General features: G+C 72.7%; 13 protein-coding genes. 5 read left to right on the forward strand and 8 right to left on the reverse strand.

From position 1 onward, the window contains the following. The first annotated feature begins 82 nt into the window (after positions 1–82). Complete coding sequence (locus ACFV88_RS34490) at positions 83–1,975, forward strand: ABC transporter ATP-binding protein (protein WP_385496119.1); 1,893 nt, start codon at positions 83–85, stop codon at positions 1,973–1,975. Then, positions 1,972–3,849 (forward strand): ABC transporter ATP-binding protein, encoded by a 1,878-nt coding sequence (locus ACFV88_RS34495; RefSeq protein ID WP_385496120.1) that lies wholly within the window; start codon positions 1,972–1,974, stop codon positions 3,847–3,849. Before ACFV88_RS34490 ends, ACFV88_RS34495 begins: the two co-directional genes overlap by 4 nt. Positions 3,850–3,887: 38 nt before the next feature. Here the strand turns inward: ACFV88_RS34495 and ACFV88_RS34500 are convergent, their stop codons facing one another. From ACFV88_RS34500 to ACFV88_RS34520, 5 genes are all read right to left on the reverse strand, one after another. Then, the gene (locus tag ACFV88_RS34500; RefSeq protein WP_385496121.1) at positions 3,888–5,999 is read right to left on the reverse strand and encodes a tetratricopeptide repeat protein; all 2,112 of its coding nucleotides are present in this window, start codon (positions 5,997–5,999) and stop codon (positions 3,888–3,890) included. Continuing rightward, positions 5,996–6,391, reverse strand: coding sequence for a hypothetical protein (locus ACFV88_RS34505; protein WP_385496122.1), 396 nt, complete (start codon positions 6,389–6,391; stop codon positions 5,996–5,998). The genes ACFV88_RS34500 and ACFV88_RS34505 overlap by 4 nt, the downstream gene beginning before the upstream one ends. Before the next feature lie 39 nt (positions 6,392–6,430). Then, positions 6,431–7,039 (reverse strand): DUF6879 family protein, encoded by a 609-nt coding sequence (locus ACFV88_RS34510; RefSeq protein WP_385496123.1) that lies wholly within the window; start codon positions 7,037–7,039, stop codon positions 6,431–6,433. Then, positions 7,032–7,301: a hypothetical protein gene (locus tag ACFV88_RS34515; RefSeq protein ID WP_385496124.1), complete on the reverse strand. Its 270-nt coding sequence runs from the start codon at positions 7,299–7,301 to the stop codon at positions 7,032–7,034. Before ACFV88_RS34515 ends, ACFV88_RS34510 begins: the two co-directional genes overlap by 8 nt. 232 nt (positions 7,302–7,533) lie before the next feature. Next, positions 7,534–8,211, reverse strand: coding sequence for a TetR/AcrR family transcriptional regulator (locus ACFV88_RS34520; RefSeq protein WP_385496126.1), 678 nt, complete (start codon positions 8,209–8,211; stop codon positions 7,534–7,536). A gap of 175 nt (positions 8,212–8,386) precedes the next feature. Here ACFV88_RS34520 and ACFV88_RS34525 point away from each other — a divergent pair, with 175 nt between their 5' ends. Together ACFV88_RS34525 and ACFV88_RS34530 are read left to right on the forward strand one after the other, a co-directional pair. Beyond that, positions 8,387–8,806: a Dabb family protein gene (locus ACFV88_RS34525; RefSeq protein ID WP_385496127.1), complete on the forward strand. Its 420-nt coding sequence runs from the start codon at positions 8,387–8,389 to the stop codon at positions 8,804–8,806. A gap of 801 nt (positions 8,807–9,607) precedes the next feature. Beyond that, entirely contained in the window at positions 9,608–11,677 is a 2,070-nt protein-coding gene (locus ACFV88_RS34530; RefSeq protein ID WP_385496128.1) for a M4 family metallopeptidase, read from the forward strand. A gap of 68 nt (positions 11,678–11,745) precedes the next feature. On the opposite strand, the gene glgP is transcribed toward ACFV88_RS34530, so the two are convergent. The 3 genes from glgP to ACFV88_RS34545 all read right to left on the reverse strand — a co-directional run bounded on the left by glgP (position 11,746) and on the right by ACFV88_RS34545 (position 15,854). Further along, a complete protein-coding gene (gene glgP / locus ACFV88_RS34535) occupies positions 11,746–14,367 on the reverse strand; it encodes an alpha-glucan family phosphorylase (RefSeq protein ID WP_385496129.1) in 2,622 nt (873 codons plus the stop codon). A 186-nt stretch (positions 14,368–14,553) separates the two neighbouring features. After that, positions 14,554–14,943: a Zn-ribbon domain-containing OB-fold protein gene (locus ACFV88_RS34540; protein ID WP_385496130.1), complete on the reverse strand. Its 390-nt coding sequence runs from the start codon at positions 14,941–14,943 to the stop codon at positions 14,554–14,556. 191 nt (positions 14,944–15,134) lie between these two features. Further along, a complete protein-coding gene (locus ACFV88_RS34545; protein ID WP_385496134.1) occupies positions 15,135–15,854 on the reverse strand; it encodes a TetR family transcriptional regulator in 720 nt (239 codons plus the stop codon). Positions 15,855–16,057: 203 nt separating this feature from the next. On the opposite strand from ACFV88_RS34545, the gene ACFV88_RS34550 reads away from it, so the two are divergent. Next, positions 16,058–16,332, forward strand: a 275-nt coding sequence (locus ACFV88_RS34550; RefSeq protein ID WP_385496131.1) for an electron transfer flavoprotein subunit beta/FixA family protein, incomplete at its 3' end; no start/stop codon positions are given.

A 16,332-nucleotide genomic window follows, 5' to 3' on the forward strand; every position in this document is an offset into this window, starting at 1 on the left:
GGGGACCTAGGTCCAGCGGCCGATGCGGGGCGGGGCGAAAACCGGTGGGCCCGGCGGAATCCGCCACGTAAGGTCGATTTTGATGCCCACTACACCCACACCGGCGGAGCCGGTGGAGACGCCCACGCCGCCACCCGCCGGCGAGACCCCTGCCGTCCGCACCCTGCTGCGCCTGTGGCCGTACGTCCGCCCGGTGCGCGCCCGCTGGATCTCCGCCGCGGCCGTCGCCGTGGTCGCGTCCTGCCTGTCCCTGGTCTTCCCGATCGCCCTCAAGTGGCTGGTCGACGGACCGATCACGGACCGGGACCAGCGGGGCGTCTGGCTGGGGGCCGCCCTGCTGCTGGCGCTCGGCGTGGTGGAGGCGGTGCTCTTCGGCTTCCGCCGGTGGCTCGTCGCCCGCCCGCTCGCCGCCGTGGAAGCAGCGATGCGCTCCGACCTCTACAGCCACCTCCAGCGGCTACCGGTCGCCGTCCACGACCGCTGGGCCTCCGGCCAACTGCTGTCCCGGGGCACCACGGACCTCGCGGTCATCCGGATGTTCCTCGCCTTCCCCCTGACGTTCCTGCTGGTCAACGGCATCACGATCCTCGCGGGCTTCGCCGTGCTGCTGTCCCAGGAATGGACGCTGGGGCTGATCCTGCTGCTTCCCGCGCTGCCGATGATGGTCATCGGGTACCGCTTCGAGGGCGGTTACTCCGCGGCGTCCCGCCGGGCCCAGGACCAGGTCGGCGACCTGACGACGGTCGTCGAGGAGAGCATCCTCGGCATCCGGGTCATCAAGGGCTTCGGCCGCCACCGCAGCCAGGCGCACGCCTTCCGCGAGCTGAGCGGGAAGCTGCGCGGCACCGAACTGCGCAAGGCGCGGCTGCTGGCCACCGTGCAGGCCTCGCTGACGTTCTTCCCGGAACTGGCGCTCGGCTCGGCCCTGGTGGTGGGCACCGTGCAGGTCGCCGACGGCACCCTGTCGGCGGGCACCCTGGTCGCCTTCCTGTCGACCGCGCTCGCCCTGCGCTGGCCCGTCGAATCGCTGGGCTACCTCGTCGCCATGAGCCAGGAGGCGGCCACCGCCACCCGTCGCTACTTCGAAGCGATGGACGCCCCGGAGGAGGACCCGCACGGCACCGGGCTCCACGACGGGCTGCTGCCGGACGACGACGGGTTGCGCTTCGACGGCGTCACGTTCCGCTTCCCCGATGCCGACCCGGACTCCGTACCCGTCCTGGGTCGGGTGGACCTGCACGTGCGGCGGGGCGAGACAATGGCGCTGGTCGGCGCCACCGGCAGCGGCAAGACGACGCTCACCGCCCTGGTGCCCCGACTGCACGAGGTCAGCGGCGGCCGGATCACACTGGACGGCCGGGACGTCACCGCGATGGACCGCACCGAGCTGCGCGAGCTGGTGTCGATGGCGTTCGAGGAACCGACGCTGTTCTCGGCTTCGATCGCGGAGAACGTCCGGATGGGCGCCGCCACCACCGGCGAGGACGGCACCACCGGCGGGGACGGCACCGCGACCGCGGACGCCCGCGACGCCGCGCCCGACGCCGCGCTGGAGCGGGCCCTCGCCGTCGCCCAGGCCCACTTCGTCACGGACCTCCCGCACGGACTGGCGACCGAGGTCGGCGAACAGGGCCTCAGCCTCTCCGGCGGCCAACGGCAGCGGCTCGCACTGGCGCGGGCCGTCGTCGGCAACCCCCGCTTCCTGGTGCTCGACGACCCGCTGTCCGCCCTGGACGTGCACACGGAGGCGGCCGTCGAGGCCGCGCTGCGGGAGGTCCTCGCCCAGACGACGGCCCTCGTCGTGGCGCACCGCCCCTCCACCGTGCTGCTCGCCGACCGGGTCGCCCTGCTGTCCGACGGCCGGATCACCGCGGTGGGCACCCATCACGAACTGTTGCGCGACAGCGCCGAGTACCGGCACCTGATGTCGGGCGACGACGGCCCCGAGGGGCCCGAGGGGGACCGGACCCGATGACGACGACCAGCGAACGACCCCGACCGACACCCGAGGACCAGCCGCCCACCACGGCCGCGGACACCGCCGCGCCCGGGCCCGGCGACCCCTTCGACCGGGACGACCTGCCCTCCCCCCGGGGGGCGACCGGCGCCCTGCTGCGGTCCCTGCTCGGCCCGCACCGCCGCATGGTGGCGGTGACGGCCCTGTGTCTGCTGGTCCAGCAGGCCGCGGTGCAGGCCGGCCCGCTGATCGTGGCGTACGCGATCGACCGGGGGGTCCCCGCGTTCCGCGCCGACGACCACGGGCCGCTGATCGCGGTGGCGGTGGCGTACCTGCTCGCGGCGGCCCTGGGCAGCAGCCTGGAGTACGGGTTCATCCGCCTCGCGGCCCGGGTCAACCAGGCGGTGCTGCTGGACCTGCGCGGCCGGATCTTCCGCCACGGGCAGGCGCTCAGCGTCGACTTCCACGACCGCTACACCTCGGGGCGGCTGATCTCCCGGTCCACCTCGGACGTGGAGGCGCTGCGGGAGTTGCTGGAGGAGGGCCTCCAGGAACTCGTCGGCGTGGTGGTCTCCTCGCTGTACATCACGCTGATGCTGCTCTGGCTGGACCTGGCCATGGGCTCGGTGGCCGTGCTGTCGTTCGTCCCGCTGTACTTCGTCATGCGGATGTACCGGCGGCGGGCGGCCCGGGTGTTCGCCGAGCGGTCGTCGGCGATCGCCGATCTGATCGTGAAGTTCGCGGAGACCCTGAACGGCATCCGCCCGGTGCGGGCGTTCCGCCGCGAGCGCGCCAACGACGCGCGGTTCGCGGTGCTCAACCGCCGGCACGAGCGCGCCAACGGGGACTCGCTGCTGGAGATGGCGCGTTACGTGGTGCTGTCCCGGCTGATCGCGAACACCGCCGTGGCCGGGATGGTGCTGTGGGGCGGCTACCGGGTCGCGGGCGGCACCCTGGAACTGGGCGTGCTGGCGGCCGCGGTGCTGTTCATCCGCCGGCTGTACGACCCGATCGACCGGCTCGCGATGTTCCTGAACTCGTACGAGTCGGCGGGCGCCTCGCTGCGGAAGATCGCGGGGCTGCTCCATCAGCGTCCCTCGGTACCGGAGCCGGTCGAGGCCCGTGCGCTGCCCGAACGCGAGGGGGAGCGGCCGGGCCGCGAGGTGGTCTTCGACGGGGTGCGCTTCGCGTACCGCACGGGCGGCGAGATCCTGCCCCGCTTCGACCTGCGCGTACCGGCGGGCCAGACGGTCGCCGTGGTCGGGTCGACGGGGGCCGGCAAGTCCACCCTGGCGAAGCTGCTCGCCCGGTTCTACGACCCGACCGAGGGCCGGGTCCTGCTCGACGGGGTGGACCTGCGGGACCTGGCCTTCCCGGAGCTGCGGCGCGGGGTCGTGATGGTCACCCAGGAGGCGTTCCTGTTCTCCGGCACGGTCGCCGAGAACATCGCGATCGGCCGCCCCGACGCCTCCCGCGAGGAGATCGAGCGGGCCGCGAAGGCGATCGGCGCGCACGACTTCATCGCCGCGCTGCCGGACGGGTACGACACGGACGTGCGCAAGCGGGGCGGGCGCATCTCGGCCGGGCAGCGCCAGTTGGTGGCCTTCGCCCGGGCGCTGCTCGCGGACCCGGCGGTGCTGATCCTGGACGAGGCCACCAGTTCGCTGGACGTGCCGGGCGAGCGGGCGGTGCAACAGGCGATGGACACCGTGTTGCGGGGCCGCACCGCGGTCGTCATCGCCCACCGGCTGTCCACGGTGGAGATAGCCGACCGGGTGCTCGTGATGGAGCGCGGCCGGGTGATCGAGGACGGCTCCCCCGCCGAACTGATCGGCGGCACGGGGTCGTTCGCGGGGCTGCACCGGGCCTGGCGGGAGAGCCTGGTCGGCTGACGCCCGGGGCGCGGGCCCCCGCGCCGGGTCGGCGGACCTCAGGCCCCGTCGTGTTCGGCTCGGGCCCGCCGGCGCTCGGCGAGCCGCTCCCGCGACCACGCGGTCCACGGGTGCGCGGGTCCGAGCACGCGCGCCCGGGCGTCCGCCACCCGTTCGGCCTGCGCCACCGCTGCCGCGTCCTGACCGAGTTCGCCGAGCACCCGGCTCAGCAGGGAGCGGGCGGCCAGGGTCTTGGGGTGGTCCGGCCCGTAGACGCGCTCCAAGGCCGCGACTACGTCACGGACCAGGGGCAGGGCCTGTCGCTGACAGCCGGCGGTGATCAGGGCGAAGCCGTGGTTGAGTTCGGCGGCCAGGGTGATCGGGTGCCCGGCGCCGACCGTGCCGCGGCAGTCCGCCAGCAGCTCGGGTCCGACGGTCGGGTCCGGTTCCGGGCCGGCCGTGAACTCCAGGAGGTACGTCCGCGCGACGAGGGTCGCCGGATGGGCCGCGCCCCACACGGCGGTCCGGCCCGCCACGGCCCGCCGCAGCAGCGCCACCGCCTCGGTCCGCTGGTCGAGCGCCCAGAACAGCACCGGGGACAGCGCCACGCAGCTCTCCAGCGTTTCGACGGCGTCCGCGCCGAACGCCGCGGTGCAGTCCGCGAGGACGAGGCGATGGGCCGCCGCTGCCTCCTCGTACCGTCCGAGGCGGTAGAGGGCCCGCCCGACCCGTTGGCGGATCGCGATCACCGCGGGATGGTTCGCGTCCAGCAACCGCGTGCCGCGCGCCACCGCGTCCTGCCCCACCGACAGCGCGGACGCGTGGTCGCCCGCCCGGTGCAGGGCCACCACCAGCCGCAACGCGCAGTCCAGCACGCGCGTCGCGGTCTGCGGACCGACCTCGCTCCACCGGGTCGCCCGGCGCAGCAACGCCCGGGTGTGCGGCGCGAACGGGGCGAGCGGCGGGTCCTCGCGCCCCCACGGTCGCGTCACCTCGGGCAGGACCGTGCCGAGCAGGTCGGCGGCGGCACCGACGAGCGCGTCGCGCTGGGCGGCCGGGACGAGGCGGGCGATGCTGTCGAGCAGCACCCCGTGGGTGCGCACGCAGCGGGGCGGACCGGGGAGGAGGCGGGTGAGCGAGTGGTCGAGCAGCCCGCGCAGCGCCGTCTCCACCCGCGCGCGGGGCAGCACCGCGCCGATGCCCGCACCCGCCAGCAGGGTGAGCGGCAGCGGGTCGGGGGACCAGCAGGCGAGCAGCCGGATCAGGGTGGTGGCCTCGGGCAGTCCCTTGGCGCGCAGGGCGTCCAGGGAGAGTTCCCAGGTGCTGCTGGCGAGATGGCGCGAGTCGTGGCCGCCGCCGTACTCGGCCCCCTGGTCCAGTAGTTCGATGGCGTCCACCTCGTGCCCCCGGTCGAGGGCCCTTCCGTACTCCGTCATGCTCCACGGACTGATCACCTGGTGCGCCAGGTAGCCGCCGGCGAGGGTGAGCGCCAGTGGCAGTCGTCCCAGCCGGTCCGCGATCTCGGTCGCGTCCGCCACCGTTCCGCTCTCCGGGGCCAGGTCGCACAGCACCCGGGCCGCGTCCTCGCGCGGCAACACCCCCACGTGGTGCAGTTCGGCGCCGGGCCACCAGTGCGCGGCGACCTGCCGGGTGGTGACCAGGGTGATGCCGCGCGGGCTGGTGCGCAGCCAACTGCCGTCGCGCAGTACGGCCGGGTCGTCGGCGTTGTCGATCACCAGGAGCCACGGTTCGTCGGACCGGTCCAGCCGGTCCCACACCAGGTCCGCGGCGACGGCGAGCATGGAGGCGCGCAGCGAGGTCAGGTCGGAGGCGTTGACCCACAGTCCGATCCGCGCGCCCCCGGTGGTCACGGAGCGGAAGAGTTCCGAGGCGACGGCGGTCTTGCCGCAGCCGCCCAGACCGTGCAGGACGTAGACCTGGTGGGCCCGGCCGTCTTCGAGGGCGGTCCGCAACCGGGCCATCAGTTCCGCCCGGTCGCGCAGGACCACCGGTGGGCGCCCCACGGCCGGTCGCCGCACGGAGTCCGGTGCGGTGCCCGAGGTGCCGGGCCGGGCGTCCCCGTGGTGGTGGTGCTCGGTGATGTGCTGGTCCCCCCGGGACTGGTAGACGCGGCCGTTGTCCTCGGCCCGGCCCTCGGTGGACCCGCTCATCGCTCGGTGATGTGCAGGTCGTGGCCGGCCTGGTAGATCCGGGAGTCGCCGGAGGCGGTGGCGCGCTGGGAGAGGGTCGGTGCGGTCGTCGGGCCGGGGGCGAGTGCGTCCAGCAGGCCCCGTAGTTCGACCGCGACCTCGGGCCGGTCGAGGAGCAGCCGCCCGATCCGGACCTGCCAGGCGGCTGCCAGTTCGTCCTCGGCGCCCGGGGTGGTGGTCAGGTCCTCATGGGTGCTGTCCAGTTCGGCGGCGACCGCGTCGGCCCGCTCGGGACGGGCCCGCCGCCAGAGGGCGACGACTCCGTCCCTGGTGTGCTCCCAGGCGTCGGTGGCCAGCAGGGTGACGAGGGTCAGGCCCGCGCTCTGCGCGAGCGCGGTCAGCTCCGGGTCCATGGCGCACGCTCCTCGTGCTGCTGCGTGGTGGTTGCCGGGTCACAGGACGGCGGGTGGTCCGAGCGGGGCGATCTCCCGCTCGAAGAACTCCGAGAACTCCTCGCCCGCGCGGTACAGGGACGCGAATTCGGCGAGCGTCGTCGCGATCTCCCCGGAATCGGTGAACCGGCGGGCACCCGCGCCCTTCCGTTCCTCGTCGTAGATCACGGCGTACATCACCGCATTCCCGAGCACGACGACCTCGGGAAAGGGAACATCACGTTCCCATTGTGCGATCTCCCGGGCGTCCAGTACCCGGATCTCCTCGCCCAACTGCGATCGGAGCCGAAAGGAGTGCATTTCCCACTGGAGGTACGGAGTCACCGGGAATTCGACGATACGGAGCCTGCGGAACACCAGGTCGCGTCGGGCGGCGTCCTGGAAGTACGCGGCGACGGAATCCCGCTCGGCCTCGATCAGTCGCAGGGCGCCCGGCCAGTCGCCGTGGGCGAACGCCTCCCAGCTCGGTGAGCCCTGCTCCTTGAACGTCTGGCCGCGCTCGATCTTGGCGAGGAGACGGATGTCGCCGCCGTAGAACCGGCCGAAGTCTTCGAGGTAGTCGGGCCTCTTGAGGACCTCGCCGGCGCCGGCGCGGAAGGATTCAAACACGGGGGATGTCCGTCTTCGCCGAGATGAGCATGGTGCGGGGGATGACCACGAGGCGCTCGTCCGGGCCGATCGAGACGCCGTCCGGTAGGCGGACGCCGAGGGAGGCGGTGAGGTCTCGTCCGATCACGGCGAAGTCGCCGTTCTCCAACTCCCAGATGTCCGGGCATTCGGGGCCGGAGTTGGTCAGGCCCAGTTCCAGGGCCGACTTGCCGAGGCGCCTCTTGAAGTGTGATTCCCGGTCTGCTTCCCACGGCCTGCTCATGGCGTCGCCCTCCTCCGACCTCGTTGCGCGAAGGCTAGCAGCGACGGGCAGTCAAATACGTTGCTGCATAAGGTATTTGGCCTGATCGGGTGAGGGGTGCGGTACTGGGTGTCCAGCTGGGGCGCGGGGGAATTCGGTTCAGAATTCGAACGGGTACGGGACGCCCCGGACCGTCACCGGACGCACCGGCACCGCACCGCCGCAGCCGGCCCCGGCCGGAGCAGCGGTGCGGTCAGTCGCCGGTGGCGTGGGCCCGGAGGAAGGTCCGTACGGCACGTTCGGCGATCGCCCGGGCCTCGGCGGTGGAGATCGGACGGGTGCCGAGCCGGGAGCGTAGTTCCAGCGGGCCGGTGAGCAGGGACAGCAGCTGTTCGGCCGCGTGGGCGGGGTCGCCGGCGCGCAGCCGTCCGGCGAGGGTGAGCCTGGCCAGTCGGTCGGCGAGGGCGTCGGCGACCCGGACCGCCGTGCGTTCCTGCACGGCGACCACGAGGTCGGGGAACTCGGCGACCTGGGCGTGGGTGAGCCAGCGCAGCGCGCCGGCGCGTTCGCCCCGGCAGACCTTCAGCAGCCGGAACGCCACGTCGTCCAAGGCGGCTTCGAGGTCGTCGCCGGGGGTGCGCAGGCGGTCCAGGACGGCGAGGTTCTCCTCGGCGACCGCGTCGGCCGTCGCCTCCATCGCCCGACGGAAGAGGTTCTCCTTGCCGGTGAGGTGGTTGTAGACGGTGGGCTTGGCGACCCCGGCCTCCGCCGCGATCTCCTTCACGCACGCCCCGGCGTAGCCCCGGCGCGCGAAGACGACGAACGCGGCGTCCAGGATGGCCCGCCGCTTGTCGATGCGCCCGCTCCCGCCGGCGCCGCCGGCGCCCGTGCCCCGCACGACACCGGTCGATGCGCCGTGTCGCTCCGTCATCCGACCACCCGTGTCCGCCGACCGCTCATGTCCGCATGGTAGCCCTGCGCGCCAATTTTGAACCCACGGGTTCAACTCACCACACCCAGGTGTTTTACTAGCAAGCACAAGAGATTGAACCCATTGGTTCAACTTTTCAGGGGCGAGGGCAGCCCCAGGACGAGGAGGTCGAGGAATGATCGTCAACATCCTGCGCTTCAGCTTCCGGGACGACACGACCGAGGCGGAACGGGAGGAGGTGTTGGCCGCGATGCGCCGCACGTCCACCAGTGAGTGGGCGGAGTTCGGGGCGGTCGGTCGGGACGTCGGCGACCCCGCGGAGGGCTTCACCCACACGTACCTCGCCGGCGTGCGGGACCTCGACGCGCTGGAGCGTTACCTGTACGACCCAGTCCATCTGCGGGGCGACGACGTGGTCATCCCCCGTCTCGCGCGACTGGTGAGCCTGCGGCTGTCGGACGACCCGGCCCCGGACCTGGAGGAGCGGATCGCCGCGCTGCACCGGGGGAAGCGGGCGAAGTATCCCGAGTGGGCTCGGCAGCTCGATGCGATCCCGGACGTCCGTTTGCGGTCCGGCGACGCCGCGGTGCACTGACGGGCTCGGCGCCCGGCCGATCCGGTTCCGCTCGGCGTGCGCGGTCCGGCTCGGTGCGCTGTGGTTGCCCGCACAGTTCCCCGCGCCCCCTCGGGTGCGACCCAATCGACGTACGCGGTCCAGCCCGAGTGCGCTGGGCGTTCGCGCAGTTCCCCGCGCCCCTGATCGGGGTGCGAGCCGGCGGAGGCGCCCCGATAGGGGCGCGGGGAACTGCGCAGAACGACAGCGCACCCGCACAGAACCCTGCACCCGCAGGTGAACGCACCCGACGAGGGGCACGGGGAACTGCGCATCCCCCGCGCACCGAGCCGGACAGCGCACCGCCAGGAGGACGCACCCGAAGGGGCGCGGGGAACTGCGCGGGCAACCACCGCGCACCGAGCCGAACAGCGCGCGGGCAACCGCCACGCACCCGCACGGGAACCGCTCAGCGGACGCACGCCTCCGCGCAACGGACCATTTCGAGCCAACGTTATGACGCGCTCCTGACAAGTGAGCCGCCGGAGTGCAAGTCTTCCCCTCGGTCGCCGTACCGCACGGTCCGTCCCGCTCGCCCCGGCGGCACCGTACGGCACCCCGGCCTGGCCGGCCACCCGCAGCGACGCGGGCTCCTCCCGCCCCGGCGACCCGAGCGCCGCCGCAGACCCCCGGGCTGGGACCACCACGCACCGCGCGCTCCCGCCGTCCCCCAACCGGGGGGACACCGACCGCACATGGTTCCGCCACGATCTGCCCGGACGGCCACCCGCCGCCCGGCTCCCCTGGTCGCGCACACCGGCGACCACGCAGAAGGAGTCCGTGTTGAAACCCATCTCCCCCCTGCCCCCCGCGCAGCACCCCGGTAGCCGCCGAACCCGGCGCCGCCGGGCCACGACCGGGGGCGCGCTCGTCGCCGTCGCCGCACTGCTGGCCGTCGCCGTGCAGACCGGCGCCGCCACCGCAGCTCCCGAAGGACGGGCCCAGGCCGCGTCGACCAAGGCCGACCCCGGCTCGCTGCCCGCCAAGCTCTCCCCCGCCCAGCGCGCCGCACTGATACGCGACGCCGAGGCGAGATCGGGCGCGACCGCCCGGGAGTTGGGCCTCGGCGCCAAGGAGAAGCTGGTCGTCCGCGACGTCATCAAGGACCGCGACGGCTCGACCCACACCCGGTACGAGCGCACCTACGACGGGCTCCCCGTCCTCGGTGGCGACCTGGTGGTGGACAGCGCCGCGTCGGGCGCCACGCAGGGCGTCACCAAGGCGTCGCGTTCCGCGCTGAAGGGCATCGCCGCCGCCCCGCGCATCGCGGCCGACACCGCGGAGAAGCAGGCGGTGCGCGAGGCCGCCGCGGAGGGCTCGAAGAAGAAGTCCGCCGACCGCGCCCCGCGCGAGGTCGTCTGGCTGGCCTCCGGCAAGCCGGTCCTCGCGTACGAGACCGTGGTCGGCGGTTTCCAGCACGACGGGACCCCCAACGAACTCCACGTCGTCACCGATGCCGCCACCGGCGAGAAGCTGTACGAGTGGCAGGCCATCGAGAACGGCGTCGGCAACACCCAGTACAGCGGCCAGGTCACCGTCGGCAGCACCCAGTCGGGCGGGAACTACACCCTGACCGACTCGACGCGCGGCAACCACCGCACGTACAACCTCAACCGCGCCACCAGCGGCACCGGCACCCTGTTCTCGCAGTCCAACGACACCTGGGGCGACGGCACTCCGAACAACCTCGGTACCGCCGGCGCCGACGCCGCGTACGGGGCCGCGGAGACCTGGGACTACTTCAAGGAGGTCTACGGGCGCAGCGGCATCCGGGGCGACGGGGTCGGCGCGTCCTCCCGCGTCCACTACGGCAACAACTACGTCAACGCGTTCTGGTCCGACTCGTGCTTCTGCATGACGTACGGCGACGGCGCGGGCAACGCCAAGCCGCTGACCTCGTTGGACGTAGCCGCGCACGAGATGACGCACGGCATCACCTCGAACACCGCGGGCCTGATCTACAGCGGGGAGTCCGGCGGACTCAACGAGGCGACCTCCGACATCTTCGCCGCGGCCGTCGAGTTCTACGCGAACAACACCTCCGACCTCGGTGACTACCTGGTCGGCGAGAAGATCGACATCCGCGGCAACGGCACCCCGCTGCGGTACATGGACCGCCCCAGCCGGGACGGTTCGTCCAAGGACTACTGGTACGCGGGCATCGGCTCGGTGGACGTGCACTACTCGTCCGGCCCGGCGAACCACTGGTTCTACCTGCTGTCCGAGGGCAGCGGCACCAAGACCCTCAACGGGGTGTCCTACGACTCGCCGACCTCCGACGGGCTGCCGGTGACGGGCATCGGTCGGGAGAAGGCCGCGCTGATCTGGTTCCGCGCGCTCACCACGAAGTTCACCTCGTCCACCAACTACGCGGGCGCCCGCACGGGAACCCTCGCGGTCGCGGGCGAGCTGTACGGGACGACGAGCCCCGAGTACAAGGCGGTGCAGGACGCGTGGGCCGGCGTCGCGGTCGGCAGCCGTCCGGGCGGCGAGCCGCCCACCGGGACGGTCTTCGAGAACACCGCGGACGTCGCCATCCCGGACCGCGGATCGGCCGTGACCTCGGCGGTGAGCGTCACGGGCCGCACCGGCAACGCCCCGAGCAACCTGGCGGTGGGCGTGGACATCATCCACACCTGGCGCGGTGACCTGGTGGTCGACCTGGTGGCACCGGACGGCACGGCGTACCGCCTGAAGGGTTCGAGCAGCGGCGACTCGGCGGACAACGTCAGCGCCACGTACACCGTCGACGCGTCCTCGGAGGTGGCCAACGGCACCTGGCTGCTCCGGGTGCAGGACGTGGCCGCCCAGGACACGGGGTACATCAACAGCTGGAAGCTGACGTTCCCGTAGCCTGCCCGGCTCGACGTGACCGGGCGGCCGGGGGAACGACGGGTCCCCCGGCCGCCCCGCGGCGCGCCTCAGCGCAGCAGCACTCCCGCGCCGGTGGCCGTCCCGGTCACCGGCGCGGCGACCAGTCCCAGCTCCGCGGCGGACCCCAACAGCGGATGCGCCGGCAGGATGCGGACGGTGTACCCGAAGGGTCCGGTCCTCGCGAGGTCGAGTTGCCCCTCGTACACCCAGCACCCCTCCAGGTCGGCACCCCCCGCCGGTTTCAGCGGCACCGCCACCGCGTCGACGATCCGGTCGTCCGGGTCGACCCGGCCGGCGACCGCCTGCACCTCCACGTCCCCGGGCGCCAGCTCGCCGAGCCGCACCCTGACCCGCAGCGGCAGCACCGCCCCCAACTCCGGCGGCGCGCCGGCGCCCGACGCCTCGACGTGGTCGACGGCGACCCGCGGCCAGGCGGCCCGCACCCGCGCCTTCCAGCCGGCCAGCTCCCGGGCCGCGTCCGCGGTCAACGCCCGGTGCGCGGTGGTCGCGGGCACGTACAGCCGCTCCACGTACTCCCGGACCATCCGGGCGGCCAGCACCTTGGGGCCGAGCCGGGTCAAGGTCTGGCGGACCATCGCGACCCAGCGGTCGGGCAGGCCGTCCGGCCCCCGTTCGTAGAACCGGGGCGTGATCCGCCGCTCCAGCAGGTCGTACAGGGCCCGCGCCTCCAGGTCGTCCCGCCGCTCGGGGTCCGTGGCGTCCCCGTCGGCGGTGGGCACCGCCCAACCGAAGTCGGGCTCGTACCACTCGTCCCACCAGCCGTCGCGGACCGACAGGTTCAAGCAGCCGTTGAGGGCCGCCTTCATCCCGGAGGTCCCGCACGCCTCCAACGGGCGCAGCGGATTGTTCAACCAGACGTCACAGCCGGGGTAGAGCTTCTGCGCCATGCCCATGCCGTAGTCGGGCAGGAACACGATCCGGTGCCGCACCCGCGGGTCGTCGGTGAACCGCACCAGTTCCTGGACGAGCCGCTTCCCGCCGTCGTCCGCGGGGTGCGCCTTCCCCGCGACGACGACCTGCACGGGCCGCTCCGGGTGCAGCAGCAGCCTCGTCAACCGTTCCCGGTCCCGCAGCATCAGGGTGAGCCGCTTGTACGAGGGGACCCGGCGGGCGAAGCCGATGGTGAGCACGTCCGGGTCGAGCACGGAGTCGATCCAGCCCAGTTCGGCCGCCGCCGCGCCCCGCTGCCGCCAGGACCGGTACAGCCGCTCGCGGACCTCGCCGACGAGTTGTTCGCGCAGGGTGCGGCGCAGTCCCCACAGGTCGGGGTCGGGGATCTCCGCGAGGGCGTCCCACCGGGAGTCGTCGCCGGTGGAGAGCGCCTCCTCGACACGGCGCGCCCCCAACTGCCGGGCGCTGAGCCGCAGCACCTCGGGCGCGACCCAGGTGGGGGCGTGCACGCCGTTGGTGACGGAGGTGATGGGCACCTCCTCGGCGTCGAAGCCGGGCCACAGGCCGGCGAACATCTCGCGGCTGACCCGTCCGTGCAGCAGGGACACCCCGTTGGCCCGCTGGCCGAGCCGCAGTCCCATGACAGCCATGTTGAACAGGGTCGGATCGCCGCCGGGATAGGTCTCCCGGCCGAGGCGCAGCACCTGGTCGGCGTCGAGTTCGGGGAGTTCCGCGTCGGGGCCGAAGTGCCGGGCGACGAGAGCGCGGTCGAAACGGTCGATGCCGGCCGGGACGGGGGTGTGGGTGGTGAACACGGTGCCGGCGCGGACCGCCTCGACCGCGGCGTCGAAGTCGAGACCGCGGCCGACGTGTTCGTGGATGCGTTCGACGCCGAGGAACCCGGCGTGCCCCTCGTTGGTGTGGAACACCTCGGGAGCGGGGTGACCGGTGAGGCGGCAGTACGCACGCACCGCCCGGACCCCGCCGATGCCCAGCAGCATCTCCTGGAGCAGTCGGTGTTCGCTGCCGCCCCCGTACAGCCGGTCGGTGACCTCCCGCGCGCCGCTGTCGTTCTCCTCCAGGTCCGAGTCCAGCAGGAGCAGTGGCACCCGGCCGACCTGGGCGACCCAGATCCGCGCGCGCAGGCTCCGCCCGCCGGGCAGGGCCAGCGCGAGGTGCGCGGGGGTGCCGCCCGGTTCGCTGAGGACGGTCAGCGGGAGTTCGTCGGGGTCGAGCACCGGGTACTGCTCCTGCTGCCAGCCGTCCCGGGACAGGGTCTGCCGGAAGTAGCCGTGCCGATAGAGCAGTCCGACGCCGACGAGCGGAACGCCCAGGTCGCTCGCGGCCTTCAGATGGTCCCCGGCGAGGATGCCCAGGCCGCCGGAGTACTGGGGCAGGGCCGCGGTGATGCCGAACTCGGGCGAGAAGTAGGCGACGGCCGCCGGTCCTCCGCCGCCGGTCCGGGTCTGGTACCAGCGGTCGCCCCCGGTGTACTCGCGCAGGTCCTCGGCGCAGGCGGCGAGCCGGTCCAGGAACGCGGGGTCGTCGGCGAGGGCGGAGAACCGTTCGGCGGTGACGGTGCCGAGCAGTCGGACCGGGTCGCGGTGGGCGGCGTCCCAGCGCTCGGGGTCGAGGGAGCGGAAGAGCTCGCGGGTCTCCTCGTGCCAGGACCAGCGCAGATTGCGGGCCAGGTCGTTCAGCGGGGCCAGCGGCGCGGGGAGCACGGGTCGGACGGTGATGCGACGGATGGCCTTCAAGTTTCCACCTTCGCAGTGGGACGCAGGAGGGAAGCCGCGCGTCCTGCTGCGGGCTCCACGTCAAGCTTCGAAGGTATCGGCGCGCGCGCCGCACGGGTCAGCGCGGCGCACAGGCTCCCGGCCCGAGGTCACACGTCCGGACCCATCGGCCGGACGGCGCCCATCCCAGTGCGGTCAGAAGTGTGGTCAGAAGTGGTCGGCGTACCGGGCCGGATCGCACAGTTCGACGACGACCTCACCGGACGTCGGATCGGTCCCGGGGTCCGCCGCGTACCGCACGCGGGCGCCCACCCACACCAGGTGGGGCTCGGTGCCGACGACCCGGCAGCGGAAGATGAACCCCTCGGGGAACCGGACCAGTGACTCGTTGCGGGCCAGCCGGGTGTACCGGTGGACGACCATCGAGCGGACGACCACGCCCTCCCCGGTGCTGCGCTCGGACTCCAGGTCGCTGGAGGAGCACACGGGGCAGAGCAGCCGGCGGAAGGACGGGGTGCCGCACCAACGGCAGCGCTGGTACGGCAGACCGGTCTCCCCGTGGGTGTCTGACGTGGTGTCGGTTCCGGGCTGGGACATGGACGGACCCCCCTGCGCTCGGCTCGGTGGCGCACCGGCCGCGTCGGCGCGACCGATGCGCGCACCATATGACACTCAGTGCCGAGTGGGCTAGGCACTGAGTGTCGTTATTTTGGGCCGTAGGTCCTGACCTCGGCTTTCGCCGGATTTATCTGCTCTCGTCAGCTCGCGTCGGTTGTCGTCTGCTCTCGTCAGTTGTCTTCCAGGGCCGACTCGATCCGTTGGACCATCTGCCACAGCGGCGCGTTCCGCTTGGCGACGACCACGATCACGTCATCGTCATCGCTCCTGTCGGCCCTGTCGGCCGGGGCGCCGGTCGCGACGGACCCTGGCGACCGGGTGGGCACCGACACCTCGCCGGACTCGTTCCACACCCGCAGCACCAGGTCCAGGGCGTGGTCGACCTCCTCGTCGGGATCGCCCGCGCCCCCCGCGCGCAGCCAGGTCCGCAACCCGTTGTTGTGCGCGGCGACCACGGCCGCGGCGATCATCTCGGCCCGCAGGTCACCGTCCCGGGAGGCACCGAAGCGCCCGCGCAGGTAGCCGGCGAGGGTCGCCTCGTACCGCCGGACGACCGATAGTTCGTACGTCCGCAGCCCGGACACCTCACGGGTGAGCCGGTAGCGCTGGACCGAGAACTCGGGGTTGGCCGCGTACAGCCGCAGCACCAGTCGCGCCGCGTCGCAGACCCGGGCCACCGGGTCCCCGCCCGGGTGCGCGTCGAGGAACGCCCGCATGTCCGCGAGGCACCTCTCGTGGTCCGGGAAGACGGCGTCCTCCTTGGACGGGAAGTACCGGAAGAACGACCGACGCCCGACACCCGCACGGGCCACGATGTCGTCCACCGTCGTCTGCTCGAAGCCCCGCTCCAGGAAGAGCTGGAAGGCGGCTTCGGCCAGCGCCTCGCGCATCGGGGGCTTCCCCTCGCGCACGGGGCCGGGGCCAGGGCCGCCGGTGGCCGGATCTGCGTCTGCGGTCATGCGGGGAACGTAACACCGCGAGCCCTCTTTTGGCACTACGTACCTTTACAGAGGGTACTGAGTGCCATAGTGTCGCATTGCTGGTACGGGTACACGTACGCGTAGGGGCCGTCTCGCCGATAGGAGTGTTCGCTGTGAGCTTGCGGATCGTTGTGTGTGTGAAGTACGTGCCGGATGCTGCGGGTGAGCGGGGGTTCACCAAGGAGGGTGTGGTGGATCGTGAGGGGGTGGATGGGTTGTTGTCGGAGTTGGATGAGTATGCGGTGGAGCAGGCGTTGCGGTTGGGGGAGGCGGTTGGTGATGCTGAGGTGACGGTGGTGACGGTGGGTCCGGATGATGCGCGGGATGCGGTGCGGAAGGCGTTGTCGATGGGGGTGGATCGTGGGGTGCATGTGGAGGATGGGGGTGT

The organism is Streptomyces sp. NPDC059816, from assembly GCF_042732055.1.
Classification (GTDB): domain Bacteria; phylum Actinomycetota; class Actinomycetes; order Streptomycetales; family Streptomycetaceae; genus Streptomyces.

What these genes read in the sequence shown, in the direction of transcription:
- ACFV88_RS34490 (WP_385496119.1), top strand. Translation starts at nt 83, where the DNA reads ATGCCCACTACACCCACACCGGCGGAGCCGGTGGAGACGCCCACGCCG.
- ACFV88_RS34495 (WP_385496120.1), top strand. Translation starts at nt 1,972, where the DNA reads ATGACGACGACCAGCGAACGACCCCGACCGACACCCGAGGACCAGCCG.
- ACFV88_RS34500 (WP_385496121.1), bottom strand. Translation starts at nt 5,999, where the DNA reads ATGAGCGGGTCCACCGAGGGCCGGGCCGAGGACAACGGCCGCGTCTAC.
- ACFV88_RS34505 (WP_385496122.1), bottom strand. Translation starts at nt 6,391, where the DNA reads ATGGACCCGGAGCTGACCGCGCTCGCGCAGAGCGCGGGCCTGACCCTC.
- ACFV88_RS34515 (WP_385496124.1), bottom strand. Translation starts at nt 7,301, where the DNA reads ATGAGCAGGCCGTGGGAAGCAGACCGGGAATCACACTTCAAGAGGCGC.
- ACFV88_RS34520 (WP_385496126.1), bottom strand. Translation starts at nt 8,211, where the DNA reads ATGACGGAGCGACACGGCGCATCGACCGGTGTCGTGCGGGGCACGGGC.
- ACFV88_RS34525 (WP_385496127.1), top strand. Translation starts at nt 8,387, where the DNA reads ATGATCGTCAACATCCTGCGCTTCAGCTTCCGGGACGACACGACCGAG.
- ACFV88_RS34540 (WP_385496130.1), bottom strand. Translation starts at nt 14,943, where the DNA reads ATGTCCCAGCCCGGAACCGACACCACGTCAGACACCCACGGGGAGACC.
- ACFV88_RS34545 (WP_385496134.1), bottom strand. Translation starts at nt 15,854, where the DNA reads ATGCGCGAGGCGCTGGCCGAAGCCGCCTTCCAGCTCTTCCTGGAGCGG.